General features: G+C 66.2%; 17 protein-coding genes. 16 read left to right on the top strand and 1 reads right to left on the bottom strand.

Features of this window, described 5'->3' with window-relative positions; translation table 11 throughout:
* Positions 1–61: 61 nt before the first annotated feature.
* The 3 genes from BLR99_RS19845 to BLR99_RS19835 are packed head-to-tail and all read left to right on the top strand — an operon-like array spanning position 62 to position 5,088.
* On the top strand, positions 62–1,072 hold the full coding sequence (locus tag BLR99_RS19845; RefSeq protein ID WP_074687446.1) for a terminase small subunit: 1,011 nt from the start codon (positions 62–64) through the stop codon (positions 1,070–1,072).
* The gene (locus tag BLR99_RS19840) at positions 1,047–2,780 is read left to right on the top strand and encodes a terminase (protein ID WP_228193854.1); all 1,734 of its coding nucleotides are present in this window, start codon (positions 1,047–1,049) and stop codon (positions 2,778–2,780) included. The genes BLR99_RS19845 and BLR99_RS19840 overlap by 26 nt, the downstream gene beginning before the upstream one ends.
* A gap of 10 nt (positions 2,781–2,790) precedes the next feature.
* Positions 2,791–5,088: a portal protein gene (locus tag BLR99_RS19835; protein ID WP_011794835.1), complete on the top strand. Its 2,298-nt coding sequence runs from the start codon at positions 2,791–2,793 to the stop codon at positions 5,086–5,088.
* Positions 5,089–5,099: 11 nt separating this feature from the next.
* Here the strand turns inward: BLR99_RS19835 and BLR99_RS19830 are convergent, their stop codons facing one another.
* Complete coding sequence (locus BLR99_RS19830) at positions 5,100–5,756, bottom strand: competence protein CoiA (RefSeq protein ID WP_011794836.1); 657 nt, start codon at positions 5,754–5,756, stop codon at positions 5,100–5,102.
* A gap of 216 nt (positions 5,757–5,972) precedes the next feature.
* On the opposite strand from BLR99_RS19830, the gene BLR99_RS19825 reads away from it, so the two are divergent.
* From BLR99_RS19825 to BLR99_RS19765, 13 genes are all read left to right on the top strand, one after another.
* Positions 5,973–7,046 carry a hypothetical protein gene (locus BLR99_RS19825; protein ID WP_011794837.1) on the top strand — a complete coding sequence of 358 codons (1,074 nt, stop codon included), beginning with the start codon at positions 5,973–5,975 and terminating at the stop codon, positions 7,044–7,046.
* A gap of 10 nt (positions 7,047–7,056) precedes the next feature.
* Positions 7,057–8,349 (top strand): phage capsid family protein, encoded by a 1,293-nt coding sequence (locus BLR99_RS19820; RefSeq protein ID WP_074687445.1) that lies wholly within the window; start codon positions 7,057–7,059, stop codon positions 8,347–8,349.
* Between the two features lie 67 nt (positions 8,350–8,416).
* Entirely contained in the window at positions 8,417–8,896 is a 480-nt protein-coding gene (locus tag BLR99_RS19815) for a hypothetical protein (protein ID WP_011794839.1), read from the top strand.
* Between the two features lie 69 nt (positions 8,897–8,965).
* Entirely contained in the window at positions 8,966–9,409 is a 444-nt protein-coding gene (locus tag BLR99_RS19810; protein ID WP_011794840.1) for a hypothetical protein, read from the top strand.
* On the top strand, positions 9,406–10,080 hold the full coding sequence (locus BLR99_RS19805) for a phage adaptor protein (protein ID WP_011794841.1): 675 nt from the start codon (positions 9,406–9,408) through the stop codon (positions 10,078–10,080). The genes BLR99_RS19810 and BLR99_RS19805 overlap by 4 nt, the downstream gene beginning before the upstream one ends.
* 131 nt (positions 10,081–10,211) lie before the next feature.
* Positions 10,212–10,811: a glycosyltransferase family A protein gene (locus tag BLR99_RS19800; RefSeq protein WP_011794842.1), complete on the top strand. Its 600-nt coding sequence runs from the start codon at positions 10,212–10,214 to the stop codon at positions 10,809–10,811.
* Complete coding sequence (locus BLR99_RS19795) at positions 10,808–11,635, top strand: hypothetical protein (RefSeq protein WP_138919952.1); 828 nt, start codon at positions 10,808–10,810, stop codon at positions 11,633–11,635. Before BLR99_RS19800 ends, BLR99_RS19795 begins: the two co-directional genes overlap by 4 nt.
* A gap of 29 nt (positions 11,636–11,664) precedes the next feature.
* Positions 11,665–12,864, top strand: coding sequence for a hypothetical protein (locus tag BLR99_RS19790; protein WP_133246166.1), 1,200 nt, complete (start codon positions 11,665–11,667; stop codon positions 12,862–12,864).
* Positions 12,858–13,445 (top strand): hypothetical protein, encoded by a 588-nt coding sequence (locus tag BLR99_RS19785; protein WP_011794845.1) that lies wholly within the window; start codon positions 12,858–12,860, stop codon positions 13,443–13,445. The genes BLR99_RS19790 and BLR99_RS19785 overlap by 7 nt, the downstream gene beginning before the upstream one ends.
* A gap of 1 nt (position 13,446) precedes the next feature.
* Positions 13,447–16,188: a CAP domain-containing protein gene (locus BLR99_RS19780; RefSeq protein ID WP_011794846.1), complete on the top strand. Its 2,742-nt coding sequence runs from the start codon at positions 13,447–13,449 to the stop codon at positions 16,186–16,188.
* Entirely contained in the window at positions 16,185–16,637 is a 453-nt protein-coding gene (locus BLR99_RS19775) for a hypothetical protein (RefSeq protein ID WP_011794847.1), read from the top strand. The genes BLR99_RS19780 and BLR99_RS19775 overlap by 4 nt, the downstream gene beginning before the upstream one ends.
* Before the next feature lie 10 nt (positions 16,638–16,647).
* The gene (locus tag BLR99_RS19770) at positions 16,648–17,088 is read left to right on the top strand and encodes a hypothetical protein (RefSeq protein WP_011794848.1); all 441 of its coding nucleotides are present in this window, start codon (positions 16,648–16,650) and stop codon (positions 17,086–17,088) included.
* Positions 17,089–17,394: 306 nt separating this feature from the next.
* Positions 17,395–18,640: hypothetical protein (locus BLR99_RS19765; protein ID WP_211481587.1), on the top strand; the 1,246-nt coding region annotated here is incomplete at its 3' end.

Below are 18,640 nucleotides of genomic sequence, written 5' to 3'. Positions count from 1 at the left end.
CCGCACGGCAACCCGGCATAGGGTTCGACTCCCCCGCCATGGCCCGGGACACTTCCTGACCATGGCCAGAGAACCGGCAGGGAAGAAGCCTGCACCCCGCAAGACCATAGCCCCCAAGCCTGCAGCCCCTCAACGGGCCGCAGGCAAGGCCGCGCCTGCAGCGCCGGCATCGGCCAAGCCCGCCGCGAAGAAGGCAACCACGCCGCGGCCGGCGAAGGCTCCGGCCAAAAAGCAGGCTCGCAAGCACGCCCAGCCTCCGAAGAACGCCCCACCGCTGCAGGCCGAGCGCGCCCAGCTCGGGCTCACGCCCAAGCAAGAGAAGTTCGTCGACGAGTACCTGGTGGACCTGAACGCCACCCAGGCCGCCATCCGAGCCGGCTACAGCCCCGGCACGGCTCGCCAGATGGGCGCGGAGAACCTGTCAAAACCGGACATCCAACTGGCGGTGTCCGAAGCCAGGAAGCGCCAGCAGGCACGCACCGAGATCACCGCGGACCGCGTGTTGCAGGAGATCGTCAGCGTGGCTCTGGCCGATGCGCGCGAGCTGGTGGAGGTGCGTACCGGCTGCTGCCGCTGCTGCCACGGCGAAGGGCACAAGTACCAGCGCACCGTGGGCGAGATGAACCGGGACCGCGAGGACTGGGTGGAGAAGGGCAAGAACCCTGCCGAGTTCGACGAAGCAGGCGGGATCGGGTTCAACCCTCTCCTGCAGCCCAACCCCGAGTGCCCGCACTGCGGCGGCGATGGTGCCCCGCGCGTGGTACTGAAGGACACCCGCAAGATCAGCGGCGCAGCTGCGGCCCTCTATGCCGGCGCGAAGCAGACCAAGGACGGCATCGAGATCAAGATGCACTCCAAGATGGACGCCATCGAGAAGCTGGCGCGGCACCTGGGCGTCTACGAGAAGGACAACCAGCAGAAGGCCGACCCGCTGGCCGCGCTGCTGGCCCGGATCGCGAACGGCAACAGCAATGGGTTCAAGCCCGTGGCGGATGACCCAGAGGCGCCCCCGCCATCCGGCACGAACGGGTTCGAGCCCCGCGAGGATGACGATGGCGGCGCCCCGGTCTAAGCGCGCCGCGGCGCCGGCCGAGCCCGGCACGCTGGAAGAGGATGAAGACGCCGTGGCCATCAAGCCCGGGCAGGAGGTAGACGCGCAGGTGGGCCACCGCTGGGACAACCGGCGCCGACCCAAGCGCGGTCCGCACATCGCGGCCCACCCCACCATGGTCCCCACCGACGAGGCCGAGCTGGCCCGGTGCCTCATGGACCCGGAGTGGAGACTTTTCTCGGGGTGCCTGTACCAGATCATCGTCAAGGGTGAGAGCGACGACGACGACTCGTTCGTGATGCCGTTCAAGCCGAACCGCGCGCAGCGCCGGTTCATCATGCGGCTCTGGAACCGCAACCTCATCCTCAAGGCGCGGCAGCTGGGTTTCACCACGCTGATCGCGCTCATGTGGCTGGATCACGCGCTGTTCAACGGCAACCAGCGCTGCGGCATGATCGCCCAGGATCGCGAGACGGCCGAAGCCATCTTCCGCGACAAGGTGGTGTTCGCCTACGACCACCTGCCCGAGGAGATCCGCCAGCGCTTCCCCCTCGCGCGGGCCAGCACCAAGGAGCTGCTGTTCGCCCACAACAACTCCAGCCTGCGCGTGGCCACCTCCGTTCGCGGTGGCACCATCCACCGTCTGCACGTCAGCGAGTTCGGGAAGATCTGCGCCAAGTTCCCGCACAAGGCCGTCGAAGTGGTCACGGGCTCCTTCCAGGCTGTCCCGCTGTCCGGGATCATCGTGGTGGAGAGCACCGCGGAAGGGCAGGATGGCGAGTTCTACCGGATGTGCCAGCGCGCCATGGCGCTGGTCACCGGCGCGGGCCGGCTGACGGCCTCGCAATACCGCTTCCACTTCTATGCGTGGTGGCAGGATCCTGCCTATCGCATGGACCCGGCGGGCGTGGTGGTCAGCCAGGAGCTGCAGGACTATTTCGACGAGATCGAGAGCCTGATGGGCTGCACGATCGACACCGGGCAGCGCGCCTGGTACGTCGAGAAGCTGAACAACGACTTCGCAGGCGCCGAGGACCAGATGTGGCGGGAATACCCGTCCACCCCGCAGGAGGCCTTCCAGCAGTCCACGAAGGGCAACTACTACGCCAAGGAACTGATGCTGGTGCGCAAGCGCGGCGGAATCACGACCGTGCCGATGCTGGACCTGCCTGTGTTCACCTTCTGGGACATCGGCAGCAGCGATGGGACTGCCATCTGGTTCATGCAGTGCTCGCGGATGCAGGACCGCTTCATCGGGTACTACGAAGAGCACGACGAGGACCTGCGCCACTACGCCACGGAGCTGCAGCGCCGGGGCTTCGTCTACGGCGGTCACTTCCTCCCACACGACGCGGACCACAAGCGCCTGGGCGACTACAACAAGTCGGTCAAGGAGCAGCTGCAGGGCCTGCTGCCCGGCCACAAGTTCTTCATCGTGCCGCGGGTCACCGAGCTGATGACTGGCATCCTGACCACGCGCAAGCACTTCAAGTCCGCTTGGTTCGACCTGGAGGGGACGAAGAAGGGCGTCGAGCGGCTGGCCCACTATAAGAAGAAGTGGAGTCAGGCTGATGCCCGATACCTGGACAGCACACCCGACAAGAGCAACGGGTGCAGCGAGGGCGCTGACGCTTTCCGGCAATGGGCACAGGCCAAGGAGCTGGGCCTGCTCGAACTCATGAGCGACCAGGGCGGCTACGTCGAGGCGCCGGTCCCATCCTATTACTGAGCACGACACCATGACCACCAACGAAATCGACCCCGTGGACACCCCCGATGGCGATGTGCCGCTGTCGTTGAGCGAGTACACCCAGATCCTCGAGGAGATCGACAACCAGCCCAAGGCTTGGCGTCGGCAGGCCGACAAGGAGATGGACTACGCGGACGGCAATCAGCTCAAGACCGAGCTGCTGCAGGCCCAGCAAGCCCTGGGCATCCCGCCGTCGATGGAAAACCTGATCGGCGCCGCGCTCGAGGGCATCCGGGGCTACGAGGAGGCCACGCGCACGGACTGGCGCGTGACGCCCAACGGGCAGCCTGGCGGGCAGGATGTGGCGGACGCGATCAACTTCAAGCTGAACGAGGCGGAGCGGAACGCGCGGGCCGATGACGCATGCTCGCGGGCCTTCTATCCGCAGATCGGCGTGGGCGTGGGCTGGGTAGAGGTCAGCAAATCGGACGACCCGTTCGGCTACCCCTTCCAGTGCCTGCCCATCAACCGCAATGAGATCCACTGGGACATGAGCGACCCGAGCGACGACCAGCTGCTGCGCGCGCGCTGGCTTCGCCGGCAGCGCTGGATGCACCCGTCGCGGCTGGTGCGGGTGTTCCCCGAGCACAAGGAGCTGATCCGCCGGTTCGGCAAGTCGGGCACGGCGTGGTGGAACGAATACGATGGGTACGACGAGGGTGGGCAGAGCACCGGCCTGAGCCGCGCGGCCGACGTGGCGCGCGAATGGACCATCGCAGAAGACCGCTGGTACAACCCGTTCAACAAGGAGATCTGCGCATCGGAGCTGTGGTACCGGCGCTGGTCCGACGTGATCGTGCTCAAGAGCCCGGACGGCCGAGTGGTGGAGTTCGATCGCGCCAACCCCGCGCACGAGCATGCCATCGCGAACAACCTGGTGCAGTTCCGCCGCGCGACCGTGGCAAAGGTGCGCCGCTCATACTGGCTCGGCCCGCACGTGCTGTTCGATGGGCCCACGCCCTATGCGCATCGCTTCTTCCCCTACGTCCCCTTCTGGGGCTTCCGGGAGGACCAGACGAACGTGCCCTTCGGGTACATCCGCAACATGCTCTACCAGCAGGACACGCTGAACTCGGGTAACTCGCGGCTTCGCTGGGGCATGTCGGCGTTCCGCACCGTGCGCACCAAGGGTGCGGTGGCGATGACGGATGACCAGTTCCGGCGAACCATCGGCCGCCTCGACGCCGACGTGGTGCTGGACCCAGCCGCCATGGCGCAGCCGGGCGCAAGGTTCGAGGTGGAGCGCGACTACCAGATGAACGCCCAACAGCTGGACATGCTGAACAATGCGCGGCAGGCTATCGAGCGCGTGAACCCAGCCGCGGCCGGCGCGTTCTCGGGCCGCCGCGGCACGGCCACCAGCGGCGTGCAGGAGGCCACCCAGGTGGAGCAGGCCAACCAGTCCCTCGCACACATGATGGGCAACTTCAAGCGCGGTCGCACCCAGGTGGGCGAACTGCTGCTGTCCATGCTGGTCCAGGATATGGGCACCGAGGAGCAGACCATCGTGATCGAAGGCGACGCGGTGCGGGCGAAGCGGGTCATCACAATCAACAAGCCCGAGACGGACCCGGAGACGGGGCTACCCTACCTGTCCAACGATCTGCAGCGGACCCGCCTCAAGGTCTCGCTGGAGGATGTCCCGAGCACGGCCAGCTTCCGGGGCCAGCAGCTGCAAGCCATGTCCGAGACGATCAAGTCGCTCCCGGCGCAGTACCAGGCCGCTGCCATGCCTTTCATGGCCAGCCTCATGGACGTGCCGTTCAAGCGCGAACTGGTGGAGTCATTGCGCGCGGCTGGCGCACAGGAGACGCCGGAGCAGGTCGAGCAGCGCATCAAGCAGGCGGTCGCCGACGCTCTCAAGCAGGCCGGCAACGACCTCAAGGCACGCGAGCTGGACATGAAGGAGCGGCTGACGGAGGCCCAGATCAAACAGATCATGGCCCAGGCGGTGCAGACAGGCGTGCAGGCGGCTTTCTCGGCCATGCAGGGCGGGGCGCAAGTCGCGCAGATGCCCATGATCGCGCCGATCGCGGACAAGATCATGCAGGGCGCGGGCTACCAAGCACCCAACCCGGGCGGAGACGATCCGAACTTCCCCGTGCCCGCGCAGACCGCGGCGATGAACATCAAGAGCCCGTACATCCAGGGCCAGGGGCCGGCTGCTATGGAAGACGCCACGGGTGTGCGGGAGAACACGAGCCCAGCATTCCCGCCCGTACCGCAGCAAGCGAGCAGAGGGGAGCGCGGCATCGAGACGCCGACCACCGCCGACAACATCGGGTAGCGCGGGCAGCGCTACTTGGCAGCAGGCCCACCTTCAAATGAAAAGTCGAAGGTGTTGCCTGCTACGGCCTCCACAAACTCTGAGCGCGGAGTCCATATCAGCTTGCCTTTGCGGGTCGAGAGATTGAAACGGTGCACCTGCCAAAGCCCATTCCTTCCGAAGTCCATGAACACGGGCTTTTCGGTATGCCAGCGCTGGAATAGTTTGCTTCTGCCGATCCAGTGAAAATCGTGCACATCTTCAGCACTGTCCTTGACGCAACTGGGAAAGACAACCACGTCGCTCGGCAACCGGCACCCGTCAACAACCCAGATCATGTTGCCGTAGAAGCGCTCCCTGGCTCGCACCTCGTCTGGGTGGATCGTGGAATGCTGAAACTCGACCACAAGGCCATGCGGTGTTTTGACGTCCGCAATGTGAAGTTCTTCGGTACCCGGTTCGCGGGCTGGCACCTCCTGCCAGTCCCTGGGGAAACAGTCCTTCCAGTCGCGGTGCCACTGTGTTTCCGGCTCCCACCATGGGTCACAGTGGGTGGTCGCCAAATGCGACCAGTGCCAGACAACGTGCTTCCCGCACTTCGCCGTGACCTCCTCGCTGCAGGCGCGGCAGGCGCCGCGTAGTTTCGGCTGCGGCTCGGCTCTCTCTCCGTTCACGAGCGCATAACGCATAACCAATGCTCCTCCTGCCGTCATCGTAGCCCGCCCGGTATAGGGCATAGCGAAAACGCGGCCTCTTTCGACACTGATCCCCAAGCAGAACGCGCGAGCGGGAAGCGATGCCCGGAGCGTGCGAGCGCACCGGATCCACGAGCAGATGGCGCGGCCTCCATGGCCGCTCCGGATTGCTGGCCCCTTGCGGCCACGGCGACATGTGGCGGGACAGGCATGACGACATCACACGAGAGTTTCTACAGCGGCATCGACAGCGCATTGACGCCGGAGCAGGCCCTTCAGGCACTGGCCTTGGAAGGCACGGGCGATACCAGCACCGCAACGGTGCCGGATGCAGGTGGCGCGCCCACGACCACCACTGCGACGGACGACAAAGGCGCGGCCAAGGCCGACACCGACAACGAACAGGAGCAGCCCGCCCAGGGCAAGGCCGACGACGGCAAGACCGTGGATGTCAGCGCAACGGAGGTGGATGAGTCGCAGATCGACCCGTCGAAGGCCGTGGTGCTGGCGAAGGATGGCAAACACACCATCCCCTACGCGAAGCTGGAGGAGGCCCGCAAGGGCGCTCAGCAATGGCAGGCCGCCGCAGAAGCCGCTCAGCAACAACTGGCCGATCTGCAGGCGCAGGCGCAGGCCCGGGCAGACGCCGGACAGGCCCCGACCAAGACCGACAACATGGCAGCCACCGCAGCGGCGGCCATCGAAGCGGGTGCGGACGCGGACCTGTTCGGCGACTTCTCCGAGGAGGCGCTGAAAGCCGGCATCGAAAAGCTGGTGGCCCAGCAGGTAGCGACCCAGGTGCAGGCGCATGTGGCCAAAGCCGTGGAGCCGCTGCAGGCCAAGCACCAGCAGGACGCGGCCAGCTCGCACTTCGACGCCATCTACAAGGCGCACCCCAACGCGGACTCCATCGTGCAGAGCTCGGAGTTCCAGGCGTGGGTGGACTCGCACCCCAGCGTGGTCCGCGACGCGTACCGGGGACTGTTCGACGCGAAAACGGGCGGCAGCGCGGCCCAGATCGTGGAGGTGTTCGACGCATACAAGGCGGCGACCGCGAAACCCTCGTCTCAACCAGCTGCGGCCGACCCCAAGGCCGCAGCGCAAGCCGCCCTGGCGAAAGCCAAGGCCGATCCCCCGTCCAGCCTTTCCAGCATCCCTGGCGGGCACGCGGCGGGAGCGTCGGCCTTGGATGCCACGGCGGACATGAGCGGCCTCGAGATGCTGCAGGCGACGGCCAACATGTCGCCCGCGCAGATCGAGGCCTGGCTGAACAAGCAGATCTAAGGAGGTTCATGTGAACACCAAGACCAACACCCCGGCCGGCGCTCCGGGCGCGATGATCCAGCAGGCTGTGGGCGTTTTCCACACCTGCACCCAGCGCAACACCCAGATGCGCCACCTGACTGGCTCCATGCCCAAGATCGACGCGGCCATCGCGGCGACCAAGGGCAACCAGTCGAAGACCTCCATGCCTATCGTTCGTGCGGACAACCTCACGAAGAACAAGGGCGACGAGGTGACCTTCCACCTGGACAACCCCATCGGCGCGTACCCGATCATGGGCAGCGAGCATGCCGAGGGCCGCGGCACCGGCATGTCCTATTCCGAGGACAAGCTGCGGGTGAACCAGGCGCGGTTCCCGATCGACATGGGCAACACCATGACGCAGATCCGCAGCCCGTTCGACATGCGTCGCTTCGGCCGCCCGAAAGCTCAGCGCCTGATGGACGCCTACATCGACCAGTCGATCCTGGTGCACCTGGCCGGCGCCCGGGGCTACCACGATCACAAGATCGAATGGACCGTGCCCGTGGACACGCATCCGAAGTTCGCCGACATCATGGTGAACCGGGTGAAGGCTCCCACGCGCAACCGCCACCTGGTGGCGGGGAGCGGTTCGGTGGGCGAGCTGCGGGCGAATTCTGGCGAGATGGTGATCGCCACGACGGACGGCCTCTCCATGGACGTGGTGGACTCCCTGCGGCAGTGGGGCGACTCCATCGCGCTGCCGCCGCCCCCGGTGGAGTTCGACAACGACCAGGCCGCGACGGACAGCCCCATCCGCGTGCTGCTGGCCGGCCCGGGCCAGTACAGCCAGTTCGCCACGGACCCCGCGTTCCGCGCGTTCCAGGCCAACGCCCACGCACGTGCCCGTCTCGCCAAGGACCACCCGCTGTTCCTCGGCGATGCCGGGCTGTGGAACGGCATCCTGATCCTGAAGAACCCGAAGCCGATCCGCTTCTACGCGGGCGACACGGTCAAGTACTGCGCCGACTATGCGAGCGAGCAGGAATCGTCGTGCGTGGTGCCTGCCGCGTTCGGTACCGGATTCGCCGTGGAGCGTGCGCTGCTGCTGGGGGGCCAAGCGCTGGCCCAGGCCTTCGGTGCATCGGAGCACTCGGGCATCCCGTTCTTCTGGAGCGAGGAGAAGGGCGATCACGGCGACAAGATGGAAATCCTGATCGGCGCCATCCTGGGGATGTCCAAGATCCGCTTCGCGGTGGATCACGGCGACCACAAGGAATACACCGACCACGGCGTGACCGTCCTCGACACCGCCGTGAAGATCACGAAGCCGCGCTTCTGATGACCCGCGGGGCCGGCGCCGCGAGGTGCCCGGCCCCGGCTCCATTCCCATCACCTTGGAGGCCAAGATGGCAACCATCCTCAAGAAATTCATCGGCGACCACCAGTTCGGTGGCTTCACGCCGTACGGCAACGTCACGGTGCTGCGCGCCACGCTGCAGACCCTCGCGAACGGCTCCGTCCTCAACGCCAACTCCACCGCGCCCCTGGCCGTGAACGATGTCGTGGCGCTGCAGACCCTGCCCCAGGGCTTCGATCTGCACGACCTGCAGATCATCGTTTCCGACCACCTCGGCGCGGGCGTGACCGGCTCCGTCGGCTTCCTCTACATCGATGGCGTGGACGATGCCGTGGTGCCCCAGGACGCGGCCTACTTCGGCGCCGACTTGGCGCTCAGTGCCGCGGCCCGCCTGCGCACGGGCAGCGCCAAGGCCCCGGTGAAGCTCGCCAAGGAGGCCTACCTGGTGCTCACGATCACGGGCGCCGCCGTGGCGGAAGCCGGCCGCGCCGATTTCATCGTGACGGGCGAGCGGATCGGTCCGAAGTAACTGGCCCGCGCAGACCGAAGGCCGGGGCCCTGCGTCCCGGCTTTTCCCCATACCACCCAGGAGCCTGACATGAGCCAGACCCAGGACGTTGCCGTGACCTACATCGGCAACGACGAGCCATTCAAAGACCGCCTCTACCGTTCCGGGCTCACGTTCGCGCGCGGGCAAACGCGCCTCGTGCCCGCTCCGCTGGCCGCCCGCTTCCTCCAGCACACCGACGTGTTCAAGGGCGCGGATGCCGGGGCCGCCGAGGACGCGACCCAGCAGGGCGCCCTGGCCAAGCAGGCAGACGACACCCAGCAGCAGCTGGCCGAGGCCAAAAAGAAGGAAGACGAGCAGCGCGAGCAGGACGATGCCCGTTTCGCACTGCTGGACTCCATCGAATCCATGGACAAGCAGGCGCTCCTCGCGTTCGCGGCCGACAAGTTCGGCCAGAAGCTGCACCCGAACACCGGCGAGGCCAAGCTGCGCGACATGGTGAAGGGCTTCGTGGACCAGTACGGGATGCCATGAAGCTGGAAGACCTGATTCGCCGTTTCCGCACCCTCGCCAAGGACAAGGTGGAGCCCTACCTGTTCGAGAGCGAGGATGTGGTCGACTGGCTCAACGATGCGCAGGCTCAGGCCTGCATCCGTCGTCGGCTCATCCGGGAGGACGCGCGGCCCGAGGTGACCCGCATTGAGCTGGCCGCAGGCAGGCACACTTACCCCCTGCACGCGTCCGTCTTCGAGATCATCCATCTGCAGGTCCTGCGCGCGAGCGACAGCAAGCCGCGGCCAATGAGCATCGTGACGCGGGAATGGCTGGATGCGGAGGTGCCGGGCTGGCGCGACCGTGACGACGCGAGCGACTGGGTCATCCAGGACGACACCACTTTGCGCGTGGTGGGCCGGGTGGAGAACGGCGAGGTGCTGGAGCTGGAGTGCTACCGCCTCCCGCTGAAGCCATTCGACGTGGACAACGACACCGCCAAGCCCGAGATCCACGAGGCGCACCACGAGCACCTGATCCAATGGGCCCTGCACCGGGCGTTCAGCTTGCCCGACAGCGAGAGCTTCGACCCTGACCGTGCCGTGCTGGCCGAACGCGCCTTCACGGCCTACTTCGGCCCGATGCCCGACGCGGACCTGCGCCGCGACACGCGCGCCGACGTGCAGCACTTCAACCGGGGGGTCCTGCCATGACCGATACCGCAACCATGCACATCGACCTGATGAGCGTGCTTTCACGGCCTATTTCGGCCCGCTGTGGGACTCCGATCTGCGTCGCACAACGCGACAAGAACCCCCGCACATGAATGCGGTGCTCTGCTGACATGTCTTCCCTCATCACCGCCATCGTCCTCTCCGCTTCCCCGGTGTGCATTGAGTTGCCGGGGCTGGAGGTGCTTGGTCGCGTGCAGACGCTCAGGAACCCGGCGGATCTGCATGCTGCGAGGCTCGATGCGCTCGGCGCAGTCCGTACCCCCTGGTGCTTCTTCCTGGATGACGATGACGAACTGCCCGCGGACTATCTGGACGTGCTGCAGGTGTGCGCAACTCGGGCGGACGCGATGGCGGTTCCCCTGGCGTACACGGATGAGATTCTGCGCGAGCCCGGGCGCGCCGATGTGCGGCGCTCCTGGTACGACTACGACCGTGATCGGCACCGTTGCGGTCCCATGGGGTTGCACCACCTGGTGCTGATGCGCACCATCAGCGCGAAGGCTGCTGCAGCCAGGCTGCCGCGGGGAACCTACTGGACGGAGCACATGCTGTACTGGGCCATGGGCGCGGCCGGCGCGGCCTACGTGCCCAGGGTCGGCTACATCTGGAACAGGCGCGCGAATGGCTGGAGCCGCGACCCGCGCATGCTCACCGCCCAGGTGATGGCACGCCGTTGGATAGAGATCGAGCACAGGGAGGGCCGGGCATGAGCGCTCCTCTTCTGGGCTGGCTGGGTGGCGCAAACCGCATGGAGCCGCCGGCGAGCACCGACAACTTTGGCAGCGGCTCCATGGGTCGATACGTGGTCGGGTACTTCGGCTTCGTCGTCGCCGACGGCGACCCGGAGGGATACACCGTACGGCTGACGTTCACGCCGGAAGACGGCAGCGAGCCTGTTGTTTCGACCATCTCCGGATCCTCGGATCCGATGAGCTTCTATGTGCCAGACTTCGGCGGTGGGCCGCTGAATGCCGGCGTCGTGGAAATCGAAGTCATCGCGCCCCAGGTCTCCGGCAACAAGCTCTTCTATGTGATCACGGGCGTTGACGGTGCCTATGGCTCCGGGTCTTGGTACGCCGAGGGGGCGAGCGGGCCGCAACCGGTTCCGCCGACGAAGATGGGCTGGGGCTCCGTAGGGCCCCAAGGGCATCCCGCACAGGCGCCGTTCCTGGCGACGAACGCGGGGCAGAACGAAAGCTTCTTCGGCGACGACTACGTGTATTTCGGCGTCGAGGGAGGAGCCGGCGGCACGCTGGTTCAGTACGCCATCACCTTCACGCCGGCCGATGGCGGGGAGATCGAGCACTCCACGCAGACCGGCACCGGAGCAAACGCCGAAGGATCTGTGCGGGCGAACGTGTTTTCTCCGGGCGTGACGGTGGTCAGGGGAACCGCCGGCGGCATTCCGCTTGGAAACGAGTTGTTCCTCACCGTGACGGCTTCAAGCGGCGCATATGGGGCGATCGCATGGCATTCGGAGGGCGTGAGTCCGGCTTGGTGGCGCGACCTGCGGAATGCGAGGGAGGTGGCCTGATGGCGCGCATACCACTGCCGGTGCTGGGTATGGACCTGCTCTCCGACGAGGTGGAGATGCCGGCGGGAACCGTCCGCGAAGCAATCAACGTGGACATCGATCGCAGCGGACAGTTCCGACGGCGCGACGGTTACACGCCGGTGGCCGTGGGCACGGGCTTCACCCACGCACATGCCTTCGGCGGGAAACTTCTGGTGGTTCGCGGGGACGCGCTCCTGCAGGTGGACACCCGTACGTACGCCAGCCTCATGGTCGCGCAGATCGGCCTGGGGCCCGTGGCCTTCACTGAGTACAACGGGCGCCTCTATGTCGTGTGCGCCAAAGGGCTGCTGGCCATGGATCCCGGTCGAGACTTGGCGACGCCCGCCGGCGTCCAACTGCCCGACGCGCTTCCGGAAGTACAGGCGCGGGATTCCGGAACGTTGACGCCGGGCCGCTACACGGTGGCCATCTCGCTGGTTGACGGCAATGGCGAGGAATCCGCGGCGTGCATCGTCGGCCAGGCCGATACCTCGGCAGGGCTCAGGCTCACCGGCCTGACGGTGGCCCCAGGGTATCGCTACAGGGCGTATGTGACGCCTCCAGATGGTGACGTGCTCTACCTGGCCGAGGAGTTCGAGGCCCTGTCCGCTGACTATGCGCTCACCGTCTATCCGGGCGGCGCCCTTTGCGAAACCCTGGACTTGGCGCCCTTCCCGAGCGGGCACTTGGTTCGGGCCTACGCGGGGCGGATCTACGTGGCCTCCGGAGACACCCTATGGTTCTCGGAACCGCTTCGCCCGCACCTCATCGCTCCGCGCCGGGGCTTCGTCCGCTTCGTTGGCCGCATCCGCTTTGTTGAGCTGGTGGAAGGCGGCGCCTACGTCGGAGACAGCCGCGGGGTGTGGTGGCTGGGCGGTTCGGATCCTTCCGCCTGGACGCAGTCGCTCGCCTCGTCGGCCAAGGCCGTCCATTGTTCCTCTCTTCTCGTACCAGCCGATCAGCTTGCCGGCGATGGGCAGGGCGCTCAAGCCGTATGGCTGAGTGAGGAAGGGTACTTCGCCGGGGCCCCGGGCGGGGTCGCCCGACCGCTGCAGCCTGGCCGCATCAGGCTCTCGCCCGACATCGCCGGGCGGTCCGTTCTGCTGCTGCGCGGCGGCATCCGTCAGGTTGTCACGCTCACGGCTTCCTCGCCTTCGCCGATCGTCGGCGTGGCTCTTGACTCAACCAACGAGGGATACCCATGTTGAAAACACACGCAATCGCACGCGCGCTGGACCGCCAGCGCTTCGATGAGACGGAAGACGGGCTGTTGCTAGCCCACGACCTGGGCATCAAGGCCTGCGGCGAGTACACCATTGCCGTGAACGGCGGGCCGGCCGAGGTCGAGCGCAACCGCATTCCCACCCAGGGGTTCAACTACTTGCTGTCGGCCGCGCTGGCTGGCGGCACGGTCCACCCGCAGTTCTACATCGCGCTTTTCTCCGGCGCGTACACGCCGACCGACGCGGTGACGGCGGCCACGTTCTCGGCAGCGGCTACCGAGATCACCAGCAACACGGAAGGCTACTCCGAGGGCCTGCGCCAACTGTGGGTGCCCGGCGCTGCAGCAAATGGCGTGATCGACGCCGTCGCAAACAAGGCGGTCTTCACGGTGGCCACCGCCACCTCGCTGACGGTGCGCGGCGCGGCTCTCCTGTCCGAATCCATCAAGGGCAGCACGTCGGGGACGCTGGTGTCGGTCGCGCGGTTCTCCAAGGACCGTGTGTATTTCGACGGCGACAAGGTCGAAATCGGCTACCGCATCCGGCTGCAGCCCCTGGCCGCCTGACATGACCGACCGGCTTCCGTTCACGGCGCCAGGGCGCGCCACCTCTGGCAACGGCGATTCCCAGTCGCTCGATGCCGAGGCGCGCCGCCTGATGTTCCAGGCGAAGCTGCTCGCAGGTGCGTCGGGCGTGCCTGTGCTGGGCATGCGGCGTGAGATGGGAGACGGCTCAGTGGTCACGGCACAGCTTGCGGGCCCCGTGGAGCGGGTGACCATGCGCGCGGACCGGCAGGAGGTGCCGCAGGAGGAGCCAATCGGCGCCATCTCGCGTCTCGTGTGGTTCCCGGAGGGCTTCGTCATCACCCCGCGCTCACCCGCCGCGCCGTTGGGCTATGGGATGCCGAACACGTCGGATGGTTTGGGCACGCCCTTGGGCCCTCTGCGGCAGGTCATCATCAACCGGTTCAAGGACAACCAGTACCCGGATGCCGTGCTTCGCGCCGCTGGCGGCAAGGTGAGCGCAACGCACCGCAACTACTGCGCGGCGCCGCTCTTCTACATGGACTGGGAGGCGCGCGGCGAGTTCGTGATCGGCGCGCGCGTGGATGGCCGCGTGAAGCCGCAGTTCCGTGCCCGCTGGCAGCGCAATTACAGTGAGGCCGAAACCGCCACGTGGTATTGCCACCGACCCACCAGCGCGGCACGCGCCGAGCTGGACGTCCACAAGTCGATCCGCGAAGAAACCAACCTCATCCGCGCGGCTGCTGGACGCGGTGAGGTGCACCCGCCATTGCGCGGCTACGAGGGCATGCTGTCCGAGCTGGTGCTGTACCTGAACAAGACAGCCAAGGTGCTGGGGCACGACAGCCGGAGCTTCAGGGATGGGCATTTGAGCTTTGAGCAAGACCGATATGCAACCCGGGCCGGGCTGCGCGGATCGGTTGGAATCCTCACGCCCACATCGCCTGCTGGCGAGAACATCTTTCTGACGACTGCTACCGACGTGCAATCCGCCCGCTTCGGTGCGGAAGCCGTGGAGTGGTGGCGCGGCTCTCCTGCCCACTATGCCAACATGGTTCGGGACTGGGCGGCGGATGAGATGTGGCCCACGCTCGACAGCGCAACGCGCAACAACGCAGGCGTGGGCATTGAGAAACGCCAGGTGCCTCCGTACTCGCTCGACAGTGAATTTCAGGATCTCGTCCCGCCCGTGGTGGGCTCCGAGGCCTCGCAAATCTTCATGGGCATGGAGAACTTCGTTTTGCCTTCCGTGCCGGGTCAGGAGGGGCCGGAAGATGAGAGAGTCGGGATCGAATCGGTTTTCTACACCCAGGGCCACGGCTACTTCATACCGACCATCGATCTGCATCTTGGCAGCGGAATGGCGCGCGTGCGGTTCAAGGGACGCGCGATCGAGGTCCATGACAACCTGTCCGAGCTGTTCACCCCACTCGCGGCCCGGTTCCAAACCGCGAGCGGCCGGCGCATGCTCAGGGTCGCCGGCCTCGCCCGGCAGAAAGCTGCAGAGGGGCCGCAGTTCATCGTGCTCTTTCAGGGGCTGGCCCACGACTTCTACGCCACGCGGCAGGAGCTTGGACGCTTCCGCCTGCCCGACAACCTGGGCCAAGTGTCCTACCCGAAGTTCTCCGAATCGGGCGCGCGAATGGTGATCTCGTACACCGAGGCGGTTTCGGAAGACCAGATCATCACCGAGTCGCATTTCGGCACCTACGCAGCCGATGGAGGCGTCGGCGACCCGGTGACGACGGCAACGACGGATGCGGAGCGGGTATGGGGAGAGGTGCTGCACTTCGTGGAGTGGCACGGCGGCACATTTGCCGAGGTGCTGCAGCAGAGCCTGGATGTGACGGTAGGGTGGGGCAGCACCTGGATGCGCAGGGCCTGCCGCGGTTCGTACCGCCTCTTCGCCGACTATCAGGGCGAGTCTATTGTGTACGCATCGGTGGAGGTGGATTCCGAGCTGTTCCAGGATGAACCCGGAGCCGGCACCACGACCGGGCCGGCGACCTATTACGAACGCACCCGCCTGCGCAGCACCCTCGTGTTCCCGGACGGGACGCGACTGCCCGTCACCAACACCGACACGGATGAGAGCTTCACGGTGTCGGGCTACTTCTGCCACCTTCTGTATTTGGACATCTTGCGCCCCGTGCGGACCGCCCTGATGCGATACGAAATGCAGGGCACCGGCTACGACGTAGGAGGACTCAATCCCCGCACCTGCAGCATGTCCATCGTCATCCAGGGGCAGACTGTGAAGTCCAAGGAAAACGTGCTCTTCCCCACGGGGGACGAGGAGGCGGCCGGCCGAGCCTCACAGGGTTGGACGAACACGAACATAGGCGTGGGCTTCACCAGCTTCCTGCCAATGGCGGTTCTCCGCTCCGCTGACGGCACCCGCCGCATCCGGGTGAACCCCGCAGGGGAGACCGCCGTGGCGGCCGTGACGCATAAAGCGAGCCTCGTCGGGATGTGCGCCTATAGCGCAGACGTTCAGATGCACGGGGCCACGTTCAGCCAGCGCCACAGCCAAGTCGGCACGAGCGTATCGCATGGCGTGCCCATGTCGCTCGGCAGCCAGGCCTCCGTCGATTTCCTGGCAGCGTTCCATCGGGACGAGTTCGTCTATGCCGGCAAGGTGAGCAACACCATTCGGGTGGGGCCGGACTATGGCACCGCCTGGTACGGCGATGACGAGTTCATCCGCCACTCTTCGCTTCCCCTGGAGCAGATCACGGGCATTCCGGATCTCGCCCAGAACATCTTGCCCATCGGAGTGCTATGACCATTCGACTCAGCTCGGGCCTGCGCCGCGCCATCGTCACCAACTACGGGTTGGGGTCGATGCTGCAGTACGGGCACATCCGCATCTACAGCGGCTCTCAGCCCCGCACGGCCGACGAGGCCCCGCCCGGTGTGCTTCTGGCGATCGTCAGCGCCGACGGCGTCACGCCGGTGCCAGGCACTCCCACTGGTGGCTTGGGCGTAGCCGGAGGCGATGACCCTGGCGCTTTGGTCAAGGCCGGCAATTGGGTCATCCGTGGCGTTGCCAATGGCATCCCGGGCTGGTGGCGCTTCGTCGGTGGCGCGGAACGCGATCCCGACACCTTCTCCGACTATTTCCCGCGCATGGACGGTGCAGTAGGCGAAAGCCTGCTGCTCGGCATGGACTCCATCACCACGGACACCAATCGGGCCGTGGCGCTTTTCAACCTCGTTCTTCCCGCTGAATAAGGAGCCTCACATGGCAAAGTTCTCGACCGGTTTGCGCAATGGCATGCTGGAATCCACTGGTTTCAAGGAAGCGCTGCAAGGCAGCGTGCTCAAGATCTACGGCGGCGCTGTGCCCGATGACGCTGATGCAGCCGTGAGCGGAACGTTGCTCGCGACGCTCACCGACAACGGCGGCTCGGGCGGCCTGAACTTCGGCGCGGCCGCGGGCGGCATCCTCTCGAAGGACACCGCGCAGGTGTGGAAGACCAACTCCATTCCTACCACCGGCTCCGCAACCTATTTCCGGCTCTCGCCCGCCTCGGACGACGGCTCTGCAAGCACCACCGTGCCTCGGCTGCAGGGAACGATTGCGGCCATCAACGCCGACATGAACGTGTCGAACACGCTGTTCACCGCCGGGCAGCCGTGGACCCTTAACTATTTCGCGGTGGCTCTGCCGACGCTGCAATGAGCAAGCTCATCCGCGCAGCGCCTCCACCGCCTGCGCCACCGCCTCCGGCTCAACCTCCGAAGCCGCCCACGCCGACGGTTTACCCGCCGTCGCCGATACCTGCGCCCCCGTCGCCGAAGCCCACCGCCCCGGTGACGACGCTACCGCCGGGGGCGGTGTGCAGGCCGGGGCAGACGCGCATGTCGATTCAGCGGCTCTCGGGGGACTTGGGCGTGGTGCACGGGCTGTCTTGCGACATGCGCGGGCAGTGGCAGCTCAATCCTCTGGCAACCACCTTCATCAACTTCCGAACTCTGAAGTAGCGGTATGGCATCTCTCACGTGGATTTCGGGGGCGCGCAGCATCCTGGGCCTTTCCGGAGACGGCTGGTTCAGCTTCCGTGTGCCCGGTGGTGTTGCAGGGGTTGTCGCTGGCCTCAACAATACCGACAGGTCCGCCGATCCCGACGAGATCCTGCACGCTCTGTCGTTCAGCGCAGGTCGGGTTAGGGTGCTCGAATCCGGCATCGCTCGCACGGCATGGACCGGCTACAGCTCCGATGAGACCTTCTACATCGTGAGGGCCGGTGGCAAGGTGTTCTATTGCAGGGGGAACGGCGAAACCCGTGTGGATGGCCTGCCGTTCGCACTGCCTGGCACCCTCATCTATGCCAGCTCGGCGCCCAGCCTGTACGGCGTGTTCCTGGATGCCTCACTGCTGGGCGGGACGGACAGCATCGACGACGCGGACCTGCATCGGATCGAGAGTGGCGGCGCCGCATACGTCGCGATGCCTCCCATGCTGGTCAGGGCATCCCAGGAGCAGCATGCCGAGGCGCGTGTTTCCTTCGAGCCGATGACGGTGCGGCTGGGCCCGCCAGACGCAGAGCCGGTGCTGCTGCAGTTCCAGCCCATGTCCATCTCGGCGAGCCAGGGCGATTACGCCTCTGCGCTGGTGTCGCTGGAGCCGATGGCGGTCTTTGCTGCCCAGGGAACTTCCGTTGAAGGCACCGAGGTCAGCTTCCCAGCGATGGTGGTCTATGCCGCAGGCGGTGTTGAGGTGCCCGCATCCGTGGACGTCTCGATGCTGCCCATGGCGGTCAATGCATCGCAGGATGAGCACAACGAAGCCGTGATCGCTTTTCCTGCGCTGCTTGTGGCCTCAGAAGGCGAAACGTTGGAACTCCCGGCGTTTCGCGTCACGTTGCCGGCGTTCGGTGGGGCGTCCTACTACGCCGACATCGAAGCCATCGGCCTTGGCTCCGACGCGATCTCGGATGCCAGCTACATCCTCGTGGAAGAGCGGATTGCCGCGGCGGACGCGGCGGCACCATCGGTGTCCGACGAGGTGATTGTCTCGGATGCTGGTTTCGGAGCGGACTTTCTGGCCCACGGGCTGCAAGTTCTGATGGAGGAGACTGGCGCAGGCGCCGACGAGGCTACCACCCGTGATCCATGGCTGCTCCTGGAGGACGGGGCGGTCGGCATCGACGCCGCCGCGCTGGCGGTGCGCTCCACCATGGTGCTGGAGGAGCCGGCGCAGGGAGCGGATTCCACGCTGCTGTCCCTCTCGG

The organism is Paracidovorax citrulli, assembly GCF_900100305.1.
In the GTDB taxonomy this organism is placed as follows: Bacteria; Pseudomonadota; Gammaproteobacteria; order Burkholderiales; family Burkholderiaceae_C; genus Paracidovorax; species Paracidovorax citrulli.
This window is presented reverse-complemented; position numbering and strand designations above follow the sequence as displayed.

Coding starts and splice junctions, on each gene's coding strand:
- BLR99_RS19845 (WP_074687446.1), top strand. CDS start 62: ATGGCCAGAGAACCGGCAGGGAAGAAGCCTGCACCCCGCAAGACCATA.
- BLR99_RS19840 (WP_228193854.1), top strand. CDS start 1,047: ATGACGATGGCGGCGCCCCGGTCTAAGCGCGCCGCGGCGCCGGCCGAG.
- BLR99_RS19835 (WP_011794835.1), top strand. CDS start 2,791: ATGACCACCAACGAAATCGACCCCGTGGACACCCCCGATGGCGATGTG.
- BLR99_RS19830 (WP_011794836.1), bottom strand. CDS start 5,756: ATGCGTTATGCGCTCGTGAACGGAGAGAGAGCCGAGCCGCAGCCGAAA.
- BLR99_RS19825 (WP_011794837.1), top strand. CDS start 5,973: ATGACGACATCACACGAGAGTTTCTACAGCGGCATCGACAGCGCATTG.
- BLR99_RS19815 (WP_011794839.1), top strand. CDS start 8,417: ATGGCAACCATCCTCAAGAAATTCATCGGCGACCACCAGTTCGGTGGC.
- BLR99_RS19810 (WP_011794840.1), top strand. CDS start 8,966: ATGAGCCAGACCCAGGACGTTGCCGTGACCTACATCGGCAACGACGAG.
- BLR99_RS19805 (WP_011794841.1), top strand. CDS start 9,406: ATGAAGCTGGAAGACCTGATTCGCCGTTTCCGCACCCTCGCCAAGGAC.
- BLR99_RS19800 (WP_011794842.1), top strand. CDS start 10,212: ATGTCTTCCCTCATCACCGCCATCGTCCTCTCCGCTTCCCCGGTGTGC.
- BLR99_RS19795 (WP_138919952.1), top strand. CDS start 10,808: ATGAGCGCTCCTCTTCTGGGCTGGCTGGGTGGCGCAAACCGCATGGAG.
- BLR99_RS19790 (WP_133246166.1), top strand. CDS start 11,665: ATGGACCTGCTCTCCGACGAGGTGGAGATGCCGGCGGGAACCGTCCGC.
- BLR99_RS19785 (WP_011794845.1), top strand. CDS start 12,858: ATGTTGAAAACACACGCAATCGCACGCGCGCTGGACCGCCAGCGCTTC.
- BLR99_RS19780 (WP_011794846.1), top strand. CDS start 13,447: ATGACCGACCGGCTTCCGTTCACGGCGCCAGGGCGCGCCACCTCTGGC.
- BLR99_RS19775 (WP_011794847.1), top strand. CDS start 16,185: ATGACCATTCGACTCAGCTCGGGCCTGCGCCGCGCCATCGTCACCAAC.
- BLR99_RS19770 (WP_011794848.1), top strand. CDS start 16,648: ATGGCAAAGTTCTCGACCGGTTTGCGCAATGGCATGCTGGAATCCACT.